The 14232-nt window shown below is 55.5% G+C and carries 16 protein-coding genes and 1 tRNA gene; 8 read left to right on the forward strand and 9 right to left on the reverse strand.

Annotated features, from left to right (window positions below):
• Positions 1 to 9: 9 nt before the first annotated feature.
• A complete protein-coding gene (locus KA369_22215; GenBank protein MBP7738707.1) occupies positions 10 to 510 on the forward strand; it encodes a hypothetical protein in 501 nt (166 codons plus the stop codon).
• Positions 511 to 611: 101 nt separating this feature from the next.
• On the opposite strand, the gene KA369_22220 is transcribed toward KA369_22215, so the two are convergent.
• Positions 612 to 824: a hypothetical protein gene (locus KA369_22220; protein ID MBP7738708.1), complete on the reverse strand. Its 213-nt coding sequence runs from the start codon at positions 822 to 824 to the stop codon at positions 612 to 614.
• Positions 825 to 906: 82 nt separating this feature from the next.
• Here KA369_22220 and KA369_22225 point away from each other — a divergent pair, with 82 nt between their 5' ends.
• From KA369_22225 to KA369_22235, 3 genes are all read left to right on the forward strand, one after another.
• On the forward strand, positions 907 to 2007 hold the full coding sequence (locus tag KA369_22225; GenBank protein MBP7738709.1) for a CoA transferase subunit A: 1101 nt from the start codon (positions 907 to 909) through the stop codon (positions 2005 to 2007).
• 40 nt (positions 2008 to 2047) lie between these two features.
• Positions 2048 to 2839 carry a hypothetical protein gene (locus tag KA369_22230; protein ID MBP7738710.1) on the forward strand — a complete coding sequence of 264 codons (792 nt, stop codon included), beginning with the start codon at positions 2048 to 2050 and terminating at the stop codon, positions 2837 to 2839.
• Between the two features lie 137 nt (positions 2840 to 2976).
• Positions 2977 to 3255: a hypothetical protein gene (locus KA369_22235; protein MBP7738711.1), complete on the forward strand. Its 279-nt coding sequence runs from the start codon at positions 2977 to 2979 to the stop codon at positions 3253 to 3255.
• A gap of 44 nt (positions 3256 to 3299) precedes the next feature.
• Here the strand turns inward: KA369_22235 and KA369_22240 are convergent, their stop codons facing one another.
• The 3 genes from KA369_22240 to KA369_22250 form a co-directional block, all read right to left on the reverse strand.
• Positions 3300 to 3779: a GNAT family N-acetyltransferase gene (locus KA369_22240; GenBank protein MBP7738712.1), complete on the reverse strand. Its 480-nt coding sequence runs from the start codon at positions 3777 to 3779 to the stop codon at positions 3300 to 3302.
• Between the two features lie 78 nt (positions 3780 to 3857).
• Entirely contained in the window at positions 3858 to 5867 is a 2010-nt protein-coding gene (locus tag KA369_22245; GenBank protein ID MBP7738713.1) for a response regulator, read from the reverse strand.
• A gap of 207 nt (positions 5868 to 6074) precedes the next feature.
• A complete protein-coding gene (locus KA369_22250) occupies positions 6075 to 6785 on the reverse strand; it encodes an alpha/beta hydrolase (GenBank protein MBP7738714.1) in 711 nt (236 codons plus the stop codon).
• Between the two features lie 258 nt (positions 6786 to 7043).
• Here KA369_22250 and KA369_22255 point away from each other — a divergent pair, with 258 nt between their 5' ends.
• On the forward strand, positions 7044 to 7748 hold the full coding sequence (locus tag KA369_22255) for a lysoplasmalogenase (protein MBP7738715.1): 705 nt from the start codon (positions 7044 to 7046) through the stop codon (positions 7746 to 7748).
• A gap of 37 nt (positions 7749 to 7785) precedes the next feature.
• Here the strand turns inward: KA369_22255 and KA369_22260 are convergent.
• A tRNA-Val gene (locus KA369_22260) sits at positions 7786 to 7859 on the reverse strand.
• A gap of 213 nt (positions 7860 to 8072) precedes the next feature.
• Between KA369_22260 and KA369_22265 the strand changes: the two genes are divergently transcribed.
• Both KA369_22265 and queD read left to right on the forward strand, forming a co-directional pair.
• On the forward strand, positions 8073 to 9371 hold the full coding sequence (locus KA369_22265; GenBank protein ID MBP7738716.1) for a serine hydroxymethyltransferase: 1299 nt from the start codon (positions 8073 to 8075) through the stop codon (positions 9369 to 9371).
• Between the two features lie 5 nt (positions 9372 to 9376).
• On the forward strand, positions 9377 to 9742 hold the full coding sequence (queD, locus tag KA369_22270; GenBank protein MBP7738717.1) for a 6-carboxytetrahydropterin synthase QueD: 366 nt from the start codon (positions 9377 to 9379) through the stop codon (positions 9740 to 9742).
• 19 nt (positions 9743 to 9761) lie between these two features.
• Here queD and KA369_22275 read toward each other — a convergent pair whose 3' ends face one another.
• Positions 9762 to 10523, reverse strand: a complete 762-nt coding sequence (locus KA369_22275) for an AAA family ATPase (protein MBP7738718.1) — start codon at positions 10521 to 10523, stop codon at positions 9762 to 9764.
• 177 nt (positions 10524 to 10700) lie between these two features.
• Here KA369_22275 and KA369_22280 point away from each other — a divergent pair, with 177 nt between their 5' ends.
• Entirely contained in the window at positions 10701 to 11492 is a 792-nt protein-coding gene (locus KA369_22280) for an EFR1 family ferrodoxin (protein MBP7738719.1), read from the forward strand.
• 11 nt (positions 11493 to 11503) lie between these two features.
• Here KA369_22280 and KA369_22285 read toward each other — a convergent pair whose 3' ends face one another.
• From KA369_22285 to KA369_22295, 3 genes are all read right to left on the reverse strand, one after another.
• Positions 11504 to 12175, reverse strand: coding sequence for a DUF3786 domain-containing protein (locus KA369_22285; protein ID MBP7738720.1), 672 nt, complete (start codon positions 12173 to 12175; stop codon positions 11504 to 11506).
• Between the two features lie 258 nt (positions 12176 to 12433).
• Positions 12434 to 13597, reverse strand: a complete 1164-nt coding sequence (locus tag KA369_22290; GenBank protein MBP7738721.1) for a hypothetical protein — start codon at positions 13595 to 13597, stop codon at positions 12434 to 12436.
• 15 nt (positions 13598 to 13612) lie between these two features.
• Positions 13613 to 14173: an RNA polymerase sigma factor gene (locus KA369_22295; GenBank protein MBP7738722.1), complete on the reverse strand. Its 561-nt coding sequence runs from the start codon at positions 14171 to 14173 to the stop codon at positions 13613 to 13615.
• Positions 14174 to 14232: the final 59 nt, after the last annotated feature.

Consider the following 14232-nt stretch of genomic DNA (forward strand, 5'->3'; position numbering starts at 1 on the left):
GTGTAGAGCATGAAAAAAATGACCGGTTTCTCCTGTTTGATGATATTTTGTTCGTTCTTTGCCGCGGCGCTGCGGGCCGATGGAGCTGAAAACCGCCTTTATCTCCATTTCTTTAAGAGCCAGGTATGCCCTCACTGCAAGCAGGCCGAAAAGGAGCTTCCACCCGTCCTCAAGCGCTATCCCCGCATCACCATGGTTGCCTATGACGTGCGTAACGCCATGAACCAGGTCGACGCCTCAAACAGGCAGAACCTGGGAAAACTGATCGCCATGCTGCAGCAGATTCAGGCCCGCAACGGCGGCAAGCCCTTTATTTATGAAGGCAATACGCCCCATGCCTTTGTCCTGGTCAACGGGGTCCCTTACTATATGAAAAAGCTGTCTGACGTGACGACGATCAAAAAAGAGGTGCCCATCCCGGTCTTTATCCTCGGCAACAGGGTCTATGTGGGATATCAGGCATCCGTGCTCAATCAGGCAATTGCGGGGTTCGCAAGCGGGAAAAACTGAAGGCTCCGGCGCGTTAATCCGCGTATTTACGGCGCATAGATACTCTCTCTATAATAGAAACTGAATCGACAATGGCGGATTTTATACGCTGTATTGTTATTTCAGGGCCTGGCTATGCTCTTGCTTGCGCCGTTGCTTGCCTCATCGAAGCTAAAGGACACCTGGCCGGCGCCGGTGCCGCATCCGATGGCTGATGCCAGGAGCTGGCTGATAATTGATATTGCCCAAATCAGTGAAGCCGAATACTTCCAAAAATCAAGTATTGTAACCGTTTCTGTTATGCTAATGCCACCGGTGTTGTGGGATTTTCTCACATAAAATCACTTCCACAAAGGATGGTTTAATGTATAAAAAGATAGTATTTTAAAGATGTAACGATCAAGGAAGGAGGCGGCCATGGCGGTCTACGATTATAACCGGGATGCAATAGCCAATCTTAAAATTGAAGATGCTTCCATACTCGATCCGCTTATTAATTTCGCCTCCGCTCGCGAAGCGCACCTCAGGAAAGACCACTCGCGCCGTGATAAAAGGCTTTCCCTCAAGGAGGCCATCGGCGAATTCGTGAGGGACGGCGACGTGCTGTCGGATACCGGTTTCAGCTATGTCCGGACCCCGATGCAGGCCTACTTCGAAATACTCCGCCAGAAAAAAAAGAACATCCAGATGATCGGCTCGCCGAACTCGAACCAGAGCTACATGATCGCCTTCGGCGCCGCGCGGTATTCCCACAATTCCTATTCAGGCGCGGAGATGCGCGGATACGACCGGGCCTATTCGCGGGCCGTCATAGAGGGTAAGACGAAGATACTGTCCGAGTGGAGCCACGGCACCATGGCCCAGGGCTTCAAGGCGGCCCAGCTCGGCGTCCCGGGCGTGTTCAGCAAGCAGCTCCTCGGCTCGGACATACTGAAGTACAACGCCTACGTGAAGGTGATGCAGAACCCGATGCGCTCCGACCCGGACCCGGTGGTCTTCGTGCCTGCCCTGTACCCGGACATCGCCATCATCCATGTCCAGGCGGCGGACCGCTTCGGCAACGCCCGGATGTACGGCCCGCCGATAAACGATATCGCCCTGGCGGCTGCGGCGCGGCGGATCATCGTCACCGCCGAGGAGATCGTGCCCCCGGGCGACATCAGGAGCAACAACAAGGGCGTGGTCATCCCCTTTACCTGCGTGGACGCCGTCGTCGAGCTGCCCTACGGCGCGGCGCCCGGGAGCATGCCAGGCTGCTACTACTGGTCGCGACAGTGGTGGGAAAAGCTGATGCGCTGGGCCTGCCAGTCCCAGAAGAACATCGATGAATACTTCGAATACTGGGTCTTCACCTCGAAAGACCAGTTTGACTTTATAGAAAAGCTGGGCGGGGCCAGATGGATCGCCAATTCGCGCCGCCTCACCAAGGCGGAGGAATATGACAATGAAGACCTTGGGTTTGATTTCTCATACGAGGAGTTCAAATCGATTGAAACCGAGTCCGGCATTTACTACTGAGGGGCGCGGCCTTCGTTATTTCGAAAGGAGGAAATGATCCATGACAGAGATGAAACCAGCCAATCCCCTTGAAATGGTCGCCTACAATCTCTCGCTGCAGATCGAGGACCACCAGGTGGTCTACGTGGGCACCGGCCTCCCGATGGTGGCGGCCATCCTCGCCCGCAAGACCCACGCGCCGAGCATCACCCTGGTGTACGAATCCGGAGCGCAGGATCCCCTCGAGGGGGGCATGCCCTGGTCCGTGGGCGGTCCCTTCACCTGGCGCAAGTCGCCCATGATCCTGGAAATGTCGTACTCCTTCGGCCAGGCCTACAACGGTTATGTCGACATCGGCTTCCTGGGTTTCGCGCAGATAGACATGTACGGGAACATCAACACCCACATGATCGGGAACGACCTCCTGAAGCCGAAGGTGCGCCTCACCGGCTCCGGGGGCAACAACGACCTTTCGTCCCTGAGCGAGAAGATGGTACTGGTGGGGCTGCAGTCGCCGGACAAGTTCGTCAAGAGGGTGGACTTCATCACCTCGGTGGGTTTCCTCGACGGGAGCGATTCGAGGAAAAAAGCCGGCCTCCTGGGACAGGGCCCGGTGGCGGTGGTGACCAACGCGGGAATATATGATTTCGAGCCTGAGTCGAAGCGCATGCGGGTGAAATCGCTCCATCCGGGCGTGGCCTTCGGACTGGCACAGATGGCCACCGGTTTCGAGCTCCTGAAGCCTGACGGTGAAATTCCGGTAACGCCGACCCCGTCCGGGGAAATCCTTGGCATTCTGCGCAATGACGTCGACCCCCTTGGTGTGTTCACGTCAATGCCCGGGTCTAAATAGGCGGGGACCGGCGGATGGTGGATTTCAGGATTGAAGGTTGTGATTCTTATTGCAATGAATGATGGATGACAGGGAATGGGGAACCGCCCGTATTACAAAGGGTTTCCGGCAAAATATAAAAGCAAGGGAGGTGCCACATGCATAAGAAATACGAATCGGGAACGTTTTGCAGGAGCATCAATTGTCCGCAGCATGCGCCGCTGGAAGGATTGTCAGGAGATGCCTACCTGGAAAAGAAGGCCGTGCACTGCAAGGAGTGCTACGCGTGGAAATTCCTCAACTGGACCAAGGATAAGGGATGGCGCATCGTCATGACCATGCCGGAAATTTCTTCCAAGCAGCTGGCGGCCATGATCAAGGGCATCGACATCGTGAGGGTGGAAGACCTCACCGAGGACGAGATCCTCTGCCTGTAGCATTCTCCGCGCTTCGATGGCAGGCCGTTGTTGCGGTCGGTGGATTATCGGTCGGAAAGGACAACCGATGTTTCCACCTGCCGCGGCGGTATCTTCCAGTATTTTTTCAGGAGCCTGTCTTTTTCTTCGGGCGTGACCAGACGAAATCCGTGTTTCCGGTAGAAGCTGATGGCCCATGACGCGTCGGCCCAGGTCCCGATGAGGAGGGGCCTGTCTGTTTTCGTGACAAGTTCCGAGAGGAGCTTTGCGCCGATGCCCTTCCTCCGCTCTTTCGTTGTAACATAGGCATGGCGAATCAATGTAACGTCGATCACATCCTGGATCCCCATTACTCCGATTAGAGTTCCGTTTTCATCATAACCCCAGAATTGCACGCCGTCCTCGATTTCGCGACGCAGCTCTTCCCGCGGCATGTAGGGATCGTGCCACCGGTCCCCGGGGATCACGCCCCGGTAGGCCTGGGCCGCGTCGTTGATGATGCCGAACATGGCCTCAAAGTCGGATTCAACGCATCTGCGTATCATTGCCTGCGCACCTTTTTCTATTCCAGTGTTAGAGAGCTGTTTTTCCGGATTTCCTGTTGATAGTTTTCCGGATATGATCTACGGCGCAAGCAGATTTTTAAGATTGGATGAGAATTCGGCAGCAGTATAGGGCTTCTGCATGAAGCCGCCGTAGCCGCCGGAGGTTATCTTTTTTATCTCCTCGTCCTCGGCAAGGCCCGATGTGACCAGGACCCTGACCGAGGGGTTGATCTCGCGGAGACGTTTCAGCACTTCGTGGCCGGAGATCCCCGGCATGGAGAGGTCAAGAACGACGGCATCAAAGGGATCGGGCCCCTGCTCGTAAATCGCGATACCCTCTTTCCCATTGTCGGCCGTGACGACCTCGTAGCCGCACTGCTCGAGCATGCCCCGGGCGATGCGGAGGATGGCCGGTTCATCGTCAATGACGAGGATGCGCCCGGCGCCGCGGATTATGCCGTCGGGCTTTTCCTTGGAAACGCCATGGACGGCGCCTTCTTCAATGGCGGGAAGGTAGACCGTGAAGGTTGAGCCGCTGCCCTCTTCGGAATAAACGTCGATAAAACCGGTGTGCTGGTTGATGATGCTGTAGACCATGGCGAGTCCGAGGCCGGTGCCGCTCCCCTGGGCCTTGGTGGTGAAGAAAGGCTCAAAGATGCATTTGCGGACGTCCTCGTTCATGCCGATTCCGGTATCGCTTACGGATATGCGGATATAATCGATGCCGGTCTGCGCCTGGGGATGGAGTGCGGAGAATTCCGCGTCGCATTTTATCCTGGCGGCCTGCACTGTCAGCGATCCTCCCATCTTCGATCCTTCGGGTCGCATGATGGTCATGGCGTGGGAAGCGTTCACGCACAGGTTGAGGAGGATCTGCTCGACCTGGGTGAAATCGGCGTTGGCCATCAGGGGGAGGTCCTGAATGATGAAATCAAGGTTGATGGATTTCGGGAAGCTGTTCTTGCAGATTTTCTGCACGTTCCTCAGGGACTGGGTGATGTCAACAGGCGCAAAGCTGAGCTCCTGGCGCCGCGACAGGGTAAGGAGCTGCTTGGTGGTTTCCGCTGCCCTGCGCGACGATTCCATGGCCGTATCCAGGTATTTCCTGAGGGCCTCTTTCTGGACCAGGTTTTCCTTCTCCGTCAGCAGGTCTATCAGGTTGAGGCTCCCGATGATGCCGCCGAGCATGTTGTTGAAGTCGTGGGCGATGCCGCCCGCCAGGGTCCCGATGGCTTCCATCTTCTGCGCCTGGATGAGCTGGGCCTGTATCCGCTCCTTTTCCGCCTCGGCCCGCTTCCGGTCGCTGATGTCCCGCACGATGACCTGGAGGTGGATCCCCGAGCGCAGCTCGATCGTATTAAGGCTGATTTCGGCGTTGAAGGAGCTGCCGTCCTTGCGGGAGTGGAGCCATTCAAAGTATTGGGGCATGCCGCCCAGGGCGGCATGTATCTTTTCGTCCCCCATCATCGCTGAATCTCCGCCGTCCGGCTGGCGGGGCGACGATAATTCATCAAACCTGTGCCCGATGATATCATCCTGGCCGCAGCCGAAGATTTCCATGGTGCGCCTGTTGCAATCCACGAAAACGTTGTTTTTCATGATGAGGATGGCGTCCCCGGAGTTGTCGAAAAGCTTCTTGTAACGCTCCTTTCCCTCCTCCATGGTCACGTTGGCCGTCTCGAGCTCCTCTCTTTTCTTTTTCAGCTCGGTTTCCAGGTAGTGGCGGTGCAGGGCGGTGTCGATGGTGGAGTAGAGGTTCTGGCGGTTGATCGGCTTCACGATATAGCCGTACGGAGCGGTTTCGCGGGCCCTGTTGACGGTCATGATATCGGCGTTGCCCGTCATGTAAATGACCGGTATGTCATACCGCTCCTTTATGGTCATGGAAGCGGCTATACCGTCGATCTTGCCGGCCAGGATGATGTCCATGAGGATGATGTCGGGGCGGATCCGCTCGGCCTGCTCGATGGCCTCTTCGCCGGTGGAAACGATGCCGACGACGTTAAAGCCGAAGCCCAGGAGAAAGTTCTTCACATCGAGGGCGGTGATGGCTTCGTCTTCGACAATGAGTATTGAATAATTATCCATTAATCAGATCATGCCTTTGTAGTGTTCGCATCTAACATTGAGATGTGGCGAAACCAGCGTTTCGCTCCCGGCAAAGTCCCCTGGTAGGATGTAAACGGGAACCCGGCCTCCCGGCACCTGAGTCTGAATTACATACACCCATGTATAATATATATAGAATTATTTCAAGCAGCATTCATTTTAATAAAAAAATTAAATAATGCAGGATCAGGCAAACCTGAGTTCGCTATTCAGGATAGAAAAAAACTCATCCCGGCCGTGTCGTTCTTTCCACGGGTAATGGCCGCAGCGTGTGAGGAGGATCGGCTTAAAAAGCCTGATGTTTCGCGAGAGGGGGTCAATGACTCCCCTGTAGGGATGGGGATCATGATCTCCGTGAATAGCAATAACAGGGCACGTGATGTTCTTCCCCATATCCAGGAGGGCCCCGCTTTTACGAAGCTCCAGGGCTTCCTTCATCACAGGCAGAAATATCCCGGGCCGAAGGTCCGTCGTTTCTTTGTCGATGCTGATCGGGTCATAGGAATCCGCCCTGGCGATCAGGTCGCCCAGCTTCTTCAATATCTCTTTCCTGTTTTTCGCGCCGGGCGACTCCAGGGCCAGGGTCAAAGTCTCGGCTTCACGTCGTTCCCCGGCGGTGAGTCGTTTTCGTCTTGTTTCATTCATGACGGGAACGTAGCGCTCTTCGAAGGGTCCGGCGCCGACAAGGATGCATTTATTCATCATTTCGGGATATCGCGAGGCGAAGATAAAGGCAAGCCAGGCGCCCCAGGAATGGCCTATCAGGGTTACCGGGAGCTCCGCTTTCAGGCGCAAAACGCCGAGCAGCTCCAGGACCTGGCTGTCTATGGTCGATTTGGTCTGCAGGGGCTCCAGGACCCCGTGGCCCCGGCATAGCTCTTCCGCCACGGGCGCCATGTCGCCTGCGGCCCCGGGGCCGCCATGGATGACCGCGATGGAGAAGGGCGGGCTGCCGTGTGTTCTCAGGTTGTCCACTGGTGTCTGATTCTGCCTGCTTGTTATTATCTTAATCCGGAAGTACTAGTTAATGGTATAATTATGCAAAGTCAAGGAAATACGATGATGGCGATGTATAGAAAAGATTAATTCTGCTTGCATTATTATGACTTATCCCTTAATAAAATATGATATATTGATGGTTAAGTGAGGAAAAACATGGCTGGCATCGGCATATACTGGATCGCACTTATTCCCGGCATTGTGACAACGATTCTTTTCATTGCGTTGAGAGTTAAAAAAGTGAGCGTGCCCGTACTTGTCACGAAGGCGGCCGCAAGCGTATTTTTCATATCAACGGCCTGTGCGGCGCTTGCCGTGAACTCAATGGCGCTTAGCTACGGCCTCCTTATTATTATCGGCCTTGTCTGCGGTCTTCTGGGAGACATCTGGCTGGACCTTAAATATATTTATCTCCAGGACAGGGATGCGTATCTCTACGCCGGGTTCTATTCCTTCTTTGTGGGTCACCTCTTCTTTTTGGCGGCGATATTCTCGCATTATAACTGGACACCAGTAACGCTTGTGCTGTCAATAGCGCCGGCGCTCATCGGCGCGGCAGCGACAGTGGCGTTGGAAAAACCCATGAAATTGATTTACGGTAAGTTCAAGCCCACCTGTTTCATATACGGCTTTATTTTGATGGCAATGGCCGCATCGTCTATTGTGGCGGCAGTTGTAACAGGCGAAACGGTCTGGATAGTCATGTCAATCGGCGGGGTGTTATTTTTACTCTCCGACTTTATGCTTTCCGGAACGTATTTCGGCGAGGGAAAAAACACGCCGGTATATGTTGTTATGAATCACGTCCTCTACTACGCGGCGCAGTTCGTGATCGCCTCATCTGTTCTCTTTGCGGATTAAATAAAAAAGCCCCCGCTTTTACGAGGGCTCTTTCCTGTGGGCAATAATGGACTCGAACCATCGACCTCCTGCATGTGAGGCAGGCGCTCTAACCGACTGAGCTAATTGCCCGATTGATGAATCTTTTAATTGGATGCCGCCTGCCTGTCAATACAAAAAATTGGGGATATTTTTATAAAAAATCGGTTTTTTATTGGAATTGCATATCCCGTATCCAGGCCTATCTTTTTTAGGCTGATGGCTCTTTCTGGTTGACTTACCGGTAAAACCATTAGTAACTTAGTATCTACCGGATATCCTGCTCTACAATCGGAGGGGGCCGCCATGATATACCAGCGTAACATCGAGCGCATTGAAGAGCTTGTCAGGACGCAGAACCAGTGGCGCCTGAGCACCATCAACCTCATAGCCAGCGAGAACGTGATGAGCAAGCGCGCCCGGGGCGTAATGGGGTCCGATTTCTGCCACCGCTACGCAGAGGGGCACCCTGGGGAGCGCTATTACCAGGGCACGGAGATCATCGACGAGATCGAGGCGAGGGTGAAGCAGCACCTGAAGTCCCTCCTGGACTGCAAGCACCTGGACGTGCGTCCCGTGTCCGGCACCGTGGCCAATGACGCCGTTTTCAGCCGGTATATCAGGCCCGGCGATATCGTCATGGTGAACTCAACGTCGGGCGGCGGCCATATCAGCCATCACCGCCACGGGTCAGTGGGAAAGTACTCGTCGAACATCATCAATTTTCCCCTCACGCCCGACGGATACCATATAGATGTGAAGGAGACTATCAATATATTGCAGAAGGTGCCGGTAAAGGTCATGATCATGGGGAAGAGCCTCTATCTCTTTCCTGACCCGGTGAAGGAGCTGGCCCCCATCTGCCGCGACAACGGCATTATCCTCATATACGACGCGGCCCATGTGCTGGGCCTCATCGCGGGGAAGCGCTTCCACAATCCGCTCCGGGAGGGCGCCCACGTGGTGAACGCCAGCACGCACAAGACCTTCTTCGGCTCCCAGCGGGGCATCATCTTCAGCAACATGAAGGACTCTGACTGGTCGAAGATAGACAAGGGGGCATTCCCCGGCAGCTCCAGCAACCACCACCTTGACACCCTGGTGGCCCTGGCGGTGACGACCTTCGAATTCATGGTATTCGGCGAGGCCTATGCCGACCAGGTGATCAAGAACGCCAGGGCCCTGGCCGCGGCGCTGGATAACAGGGGGTTCTCCGTCGAGGCGAAGGAGTTCGGCTTTACCGAGAGCCACCAGGTGGCGGTCAACGTCAGGGAGCTCGGCGGCGGCGACGAGGTGAGCCGCGTCCTGAAGGACAACAGCATCATCCTGAACATGAACCTTCTGCCCCATGATCCGCTGGGGAAGGTGAGCAATCCCAGCGGCGTCCGCATCGGCGTGCAGGAGATGACGCGCTTCGGCATGCAGGAGCGCGAGATGGAGATGATCGCGGATTTCATGAAGCACTGCCTCATCGACGGAAGGTTCGTCGGCGACGACGTGAAGGATTTCCGTAAGGATTACGGTATCGTGTGGTATTCCTTCGACGAGGATTTTCTTTCCCTTGAGAACAGCCAGCAGCTCAGAACAGCCCACGTGGAGGCGTAAGATCGATGTTTCAGCTAACAGTTCATGATTACTTTTCTTCGGCCCACCAGCTCAAGGGGTACAAGGGCAAGTGCGAGGCCGTCCATGGCCACAACTGGAGGGTGGAAGTGACGGTGCAGGGAGAGACCCTTAATGATATCGGGCTCCTCATGGATTTTTCAGATTTGAAGAAGCTCCTGAAAAAGACCATCGACCCGCTGGACCACGTGATGCTGAACGATGTGGCCGGGCTCCGGGGAGAGAACCCGAGCTCCGAAATAATCGCGCGCCATATCTATCACCAGATGAAGGAGGGGCTTCCCGCGGGCATTGCCATGGTCTCCGTGATCGTGTGGGAGTCGGAGAACGCCCGGGCCCTCTACTTCGAGTAGCGCGGGGGCCGCGGCCGCGTCATCGGTTGGCGGTGACTATCTGCTTCAATATATCACCTATGGCTTCGTCCATCTCCGGGGGCGCTTCGTGTCCCTCCATGTCAGCCTCTATCAATCTCTCGTCGAAAGGTATGAACCCCAGTATCCTCATGGCGGGAAGGCTTTCACGGATAAAGGCCCTGTCAGCGTCGCCGCGGACCTTGTTCCCCACCACTCCGATGCGCCCGATGCCGAGATCGGCGGCGAGCTTCCTGATCTTCTCCGCCGTTTCGACGCTGCGCCGCCCGGGCTCCACCACCACGATGACCATGTCCACGGCCGTGGCGGTGCCGCGGCCCAGGTGCTCGATGCCGGCCTCCATGTCCATCACCACCACGTCGTCGCGGTAAAAGACCACGTGGGATATCAGGTTCTTCAAGAGGGTGCTCTCCGGGCACACGCACCCGCCGCCCCCTTTCTTGACCGTGCCCATGACCATGAGGCGTATCGATCCTTTTTCCAGCCAGAGCTTTTCCGGCAGGTCGTCCACCCTGGGGTTTATCGTGAAGAAGGACCCGGACTGTCCCGGCTTTGCGCCGGTTCGCTCCTCCACCAGGGCCTCCATGTCGGCTATGGGAACGATTGCGCCGGTATCCTTGAATCCGAGGGCGGAAGCGAGGTTCGCGTCAGGGTCCGCGTCGATGGCGATGACACGCTTCCCATGCCTGGCGAGGTGCCTGATTATCAGGGCGGCGGTCGTTGTTTTGCCGACGCCGCCCTTTCCGGTAACAGCGAGTTTCACATCTCTTCTCCGGGCGCGGTTTATCGCGGAGCGATGCGCCTTTTGATTGTAAGGATAGAAACGGAGAGTGCCCTGTCCAGAAGGAAATCCGGAAATCATGCAATTTTTAGTGGACATGGGGGATGAACAGGGATCTTTTATTTGTAGAGATGATAATTTTCCGTTTTAGAGGGGACCATGAAAACAGTGATTTATTACTACACCGGAACCGGCAACTCTCTCTGGACCGCCCGCGCCGCGGCCGCCGAGATCGGCGATGCGCGGCTCATTCCCATGGCCTACGCGGATAATGACAATGAATCGGCCGGAGCCGACGCCGTGGGTCTGGTCTTTCCGGTGCACATGTGGGGCGTTCCCTCCCTCGCCATGCGGTTCATAGAAAAAATGACCGCGGACCCGAAAAAATACTACTTCGCCTTTGCCGTGAACGCGGGCCAGGTGGCCCGCACCCTGGTGCAGCTTAAGAAGCTGCTGGCCTCCCGCGGCATGACCCTGTCGGCGGGCTTCGATATCATGCTCCCGAGCAACTACATCCCCTGGGGAGGGCCGGGACCTGCCGAAAAGCTCCGGGAGATGCACCGGGAGGCGGGGGAAAAGATAAAGCGGGCAGCCGCTATCATCAAGGGAAACGAATCAGGCCATATAGAAAAGGGCCCCCTGTGGCAACGGATCATATTCACCGCCCTTTATAAAATGACCTATACCATGGTCCCGAAGATGGACAAGGATTTCTGGACCGATGACAAGTGCAACGGCTGCGCCCTTTGCGCGAAGCTATGTCCCGTGGACAATATCGCCATGAAGAATGACAGGCCTGATTGGCTCCATCATTGCGAGCAGTGCCTCGCCTGCATCCAGTGGTGTCCGCAGGAGGCGATACAGTTCGGAAAGAAAACGCCGGCCTATGAGCGCTACCATCATCCGGAGATAAAAATGAAGGACCTGATCGCCGGCTCCGGCAAAAAGTGACAAGTATAAGACTAGGGCAGGGGCGTTTTCAGTATCCTGACCGCGATCATGTTGCAGAGGACCGCCACGTCCTCGGTGGACAGATAACCCGATATGGACGAATCGAAGACCACGCTCCCCGAAGGGGGAAATTCGTCATCGCCTTTCCAGAATAAAAAGGTTACATCAACCTTCGGGAAAGCCCTGAAGAGAAGGCCATGGTCGCCAAGGGATGACCGGATGCCACCGGCCGCCAGTCCAGTCTCCATAAGCCTGTCCATATCGTTGCCGAAGGCCTCCAGGAGCGGAGTTATGCTTCGGCGCTCAAACGCCGGATAGTAGCCGAGCCCTCCCTCCAGCTGTTTGAAGGTTACCTGGTCGCACCGGGCCGGTGCGCCATTGGCGCGGACAAGGTAGTGGAGCGCCAGGATCTTTTCCCACATGGGGACTTCTTTATCCCCGTCCCTGTGGATGACTGTAATGTCAGGGTGGGTAACCAGGAGGCTCTCCCCGATAAAGGGCAGGACCAGGGCTTTGCCTGGGCCTGTTTCGGTGACCATGGCGCCGCTCCTGAGGGCGATATCACCGATAGTTATCGGTGACAGCTGGTCCGCCGCTTCCCTGTAGGCGGTCTCGTAGTTGTTCTGTTTTCCCGGCAGGGCGGCTTCGGTTTTATACAGGCTCTGATAGTTATCGGTAGACATTGTATTTTCCGGATGTTGGACGATAACAATCAATAAATAAGGATTGTTCTGTATGGTCAATATTTTTTTATTGTCCAGAAAATCGGGCCATGAATATGGCGGTGTCAGAGTAAATCATAAAAAGACCGATTGTTATCGGTACTCTTTATTCATAATTAAGGTGTCAGAATAAAATTTATTATTTGCGCCGATAGTTATCGGTAAACAGCCGTTCAGAAATGGTGTCAGAGCTACACCCTCATCTGTAATATAGCTATCCTACCTCAATGCCCTTCTTTGCTGCCGTATAGCTTTCCGTGTTTCCCTGATAACCTTCTTCTGCTTATTTATCCGCCCCTGTTCTTTCAGGCCGGGTTTTGCGGGATTATCGATTGAATCCCTTCGGATCATGTTCCTTTGATTTTTGTTCTCTCCATCCGGTGCTGTTAATGTCCCCTGATTGTTATCGCTCCGGGATTTTCCGGAATCCGCGGCGGGTCCTCCATGGAATTTTACCTCTCTATCAATTGGCTTTGAATTCAGGAGCCGCTGCTTGAAAGCCCCGGCCCGGAGCTGATCGATGTTCCCGAATATCTTCAAATCTTCAATTTCGGCTTTCCTGATCTCGGCTTTTTCCGCGACCATGCATTTATTGCCGGCAGTGACCGTCACTGTTTCAGCCGATTGGACCGGCTTCACTCGGACGCTTCCGCTTTTCATGACAACCAGGGTTTTTCCGCCGGCAGATTGCAGGAGGAATTCCGTGCCGACAGGCTCCACCCGGGCCCCCGGCGTGGTATAGGAGTAGGAGATGCCGCCCGTGCTGGAGGATATTAGCATCCCCTGATCGAGGGCGCATTCAATATCCATTCGATTTGAAGATGTCCCGGATGCGAAGCGTCTGATTGAAAAAGCGCCCGGACCGATAAGGGTTATGGAAAAATTGCGGCCGTGGACCAGGCGCGCCATGGTTTTGTCCGGGAGGCTGACGGCGCTTCCTCCGTAGACCCGGGGCAGTTCACCGGGGGACTTGCCGTCAATGGTGACACCCCTGTCGAGCTGGACCGCGGAAAGATAAGGCCGTGGCGGCTCTGTCGGTGTTCGGATCAACAGGACAGATATAACTGCTACAGACGCGGCCAGGGCCAGGGACGCGGCAATGACAGACCGCGGATGGAAGGCCAGGAAGGAGCGGAGGCGTGATGGGGCAGGGGATGATCCCTCCCGGGCAAGTTTTTCCCAGGAGCGAATGACCCTGATCCAGGCGGCGTCGCTTGCCCGCAGATCGCGGTAACGCGGCGCTATGGCTGCGAGGATCCTGTCATGGCGGGCCCTGCACTGGACGCACTCTTCCAGGTGCTTGCTCACACGGCTTCGTGACCGGTCACCGGCTGTCCCGGCAATGAGCGCCGCGAGGTCCCTATTTGATATGTGCCGTGTCACTGGTCATGCCCCTCATCATTTATATATAACGATCAAAATCGCCAGTAGTGCCAGCATAAACAGGACTAATAGCTTGAATCCGGCCTTTTCCAGGGTATCGGCCAGGTATTCCACCATGGAGCGCATCTTCCTTTTGGCCGTCCGCACTGATATTCCCAGGGCGCCGGCTATTTCCTCGTAGGGCATCTCCAGTTCGGTCCTCATCAGGTACACTGACTTGGATTCAGCGTCCCGGGCGTCCACCAGTGAGTTGACCGTGCGGCGCAGCTCTTTCATTTCCATGGCTTCCTGCGGATCGGTGCCCGGGGACTCGGTATTATCCGCCAGGGCCGTCATCTCCACTTTTCTGTTCCTCCGGGCGTGGTCGATGCAGATATTCCGGGCGGTCCGGTACAGGAAGGCCCGGATGTTGCTTTCATCGAGGGGATACTTCTCTGAATAGCGGATGAGACGCACGAAGGCGTCATGGAGGAAATCCTCCGCCAGCTCCGGCATTCGCGTGAACCCGCAGATATAGATGAAGAGCTCGTGGTGATGGCGGTCGTAGATGTCGCTTAAAAGCTTATTGTCGATCATTGAGGATAACAATTGCGCTCATGAAATGCGGCGGTATCCCGCCTGGTTCATTACAGCTC

This window comes from Spirochaetota bacterium (assembly GCA_017999915.1).
GTDB lineage: Bacteria > Spirochaetota > UBA4802 > UBA4802 > UBA5550 > RBG-16-49-21.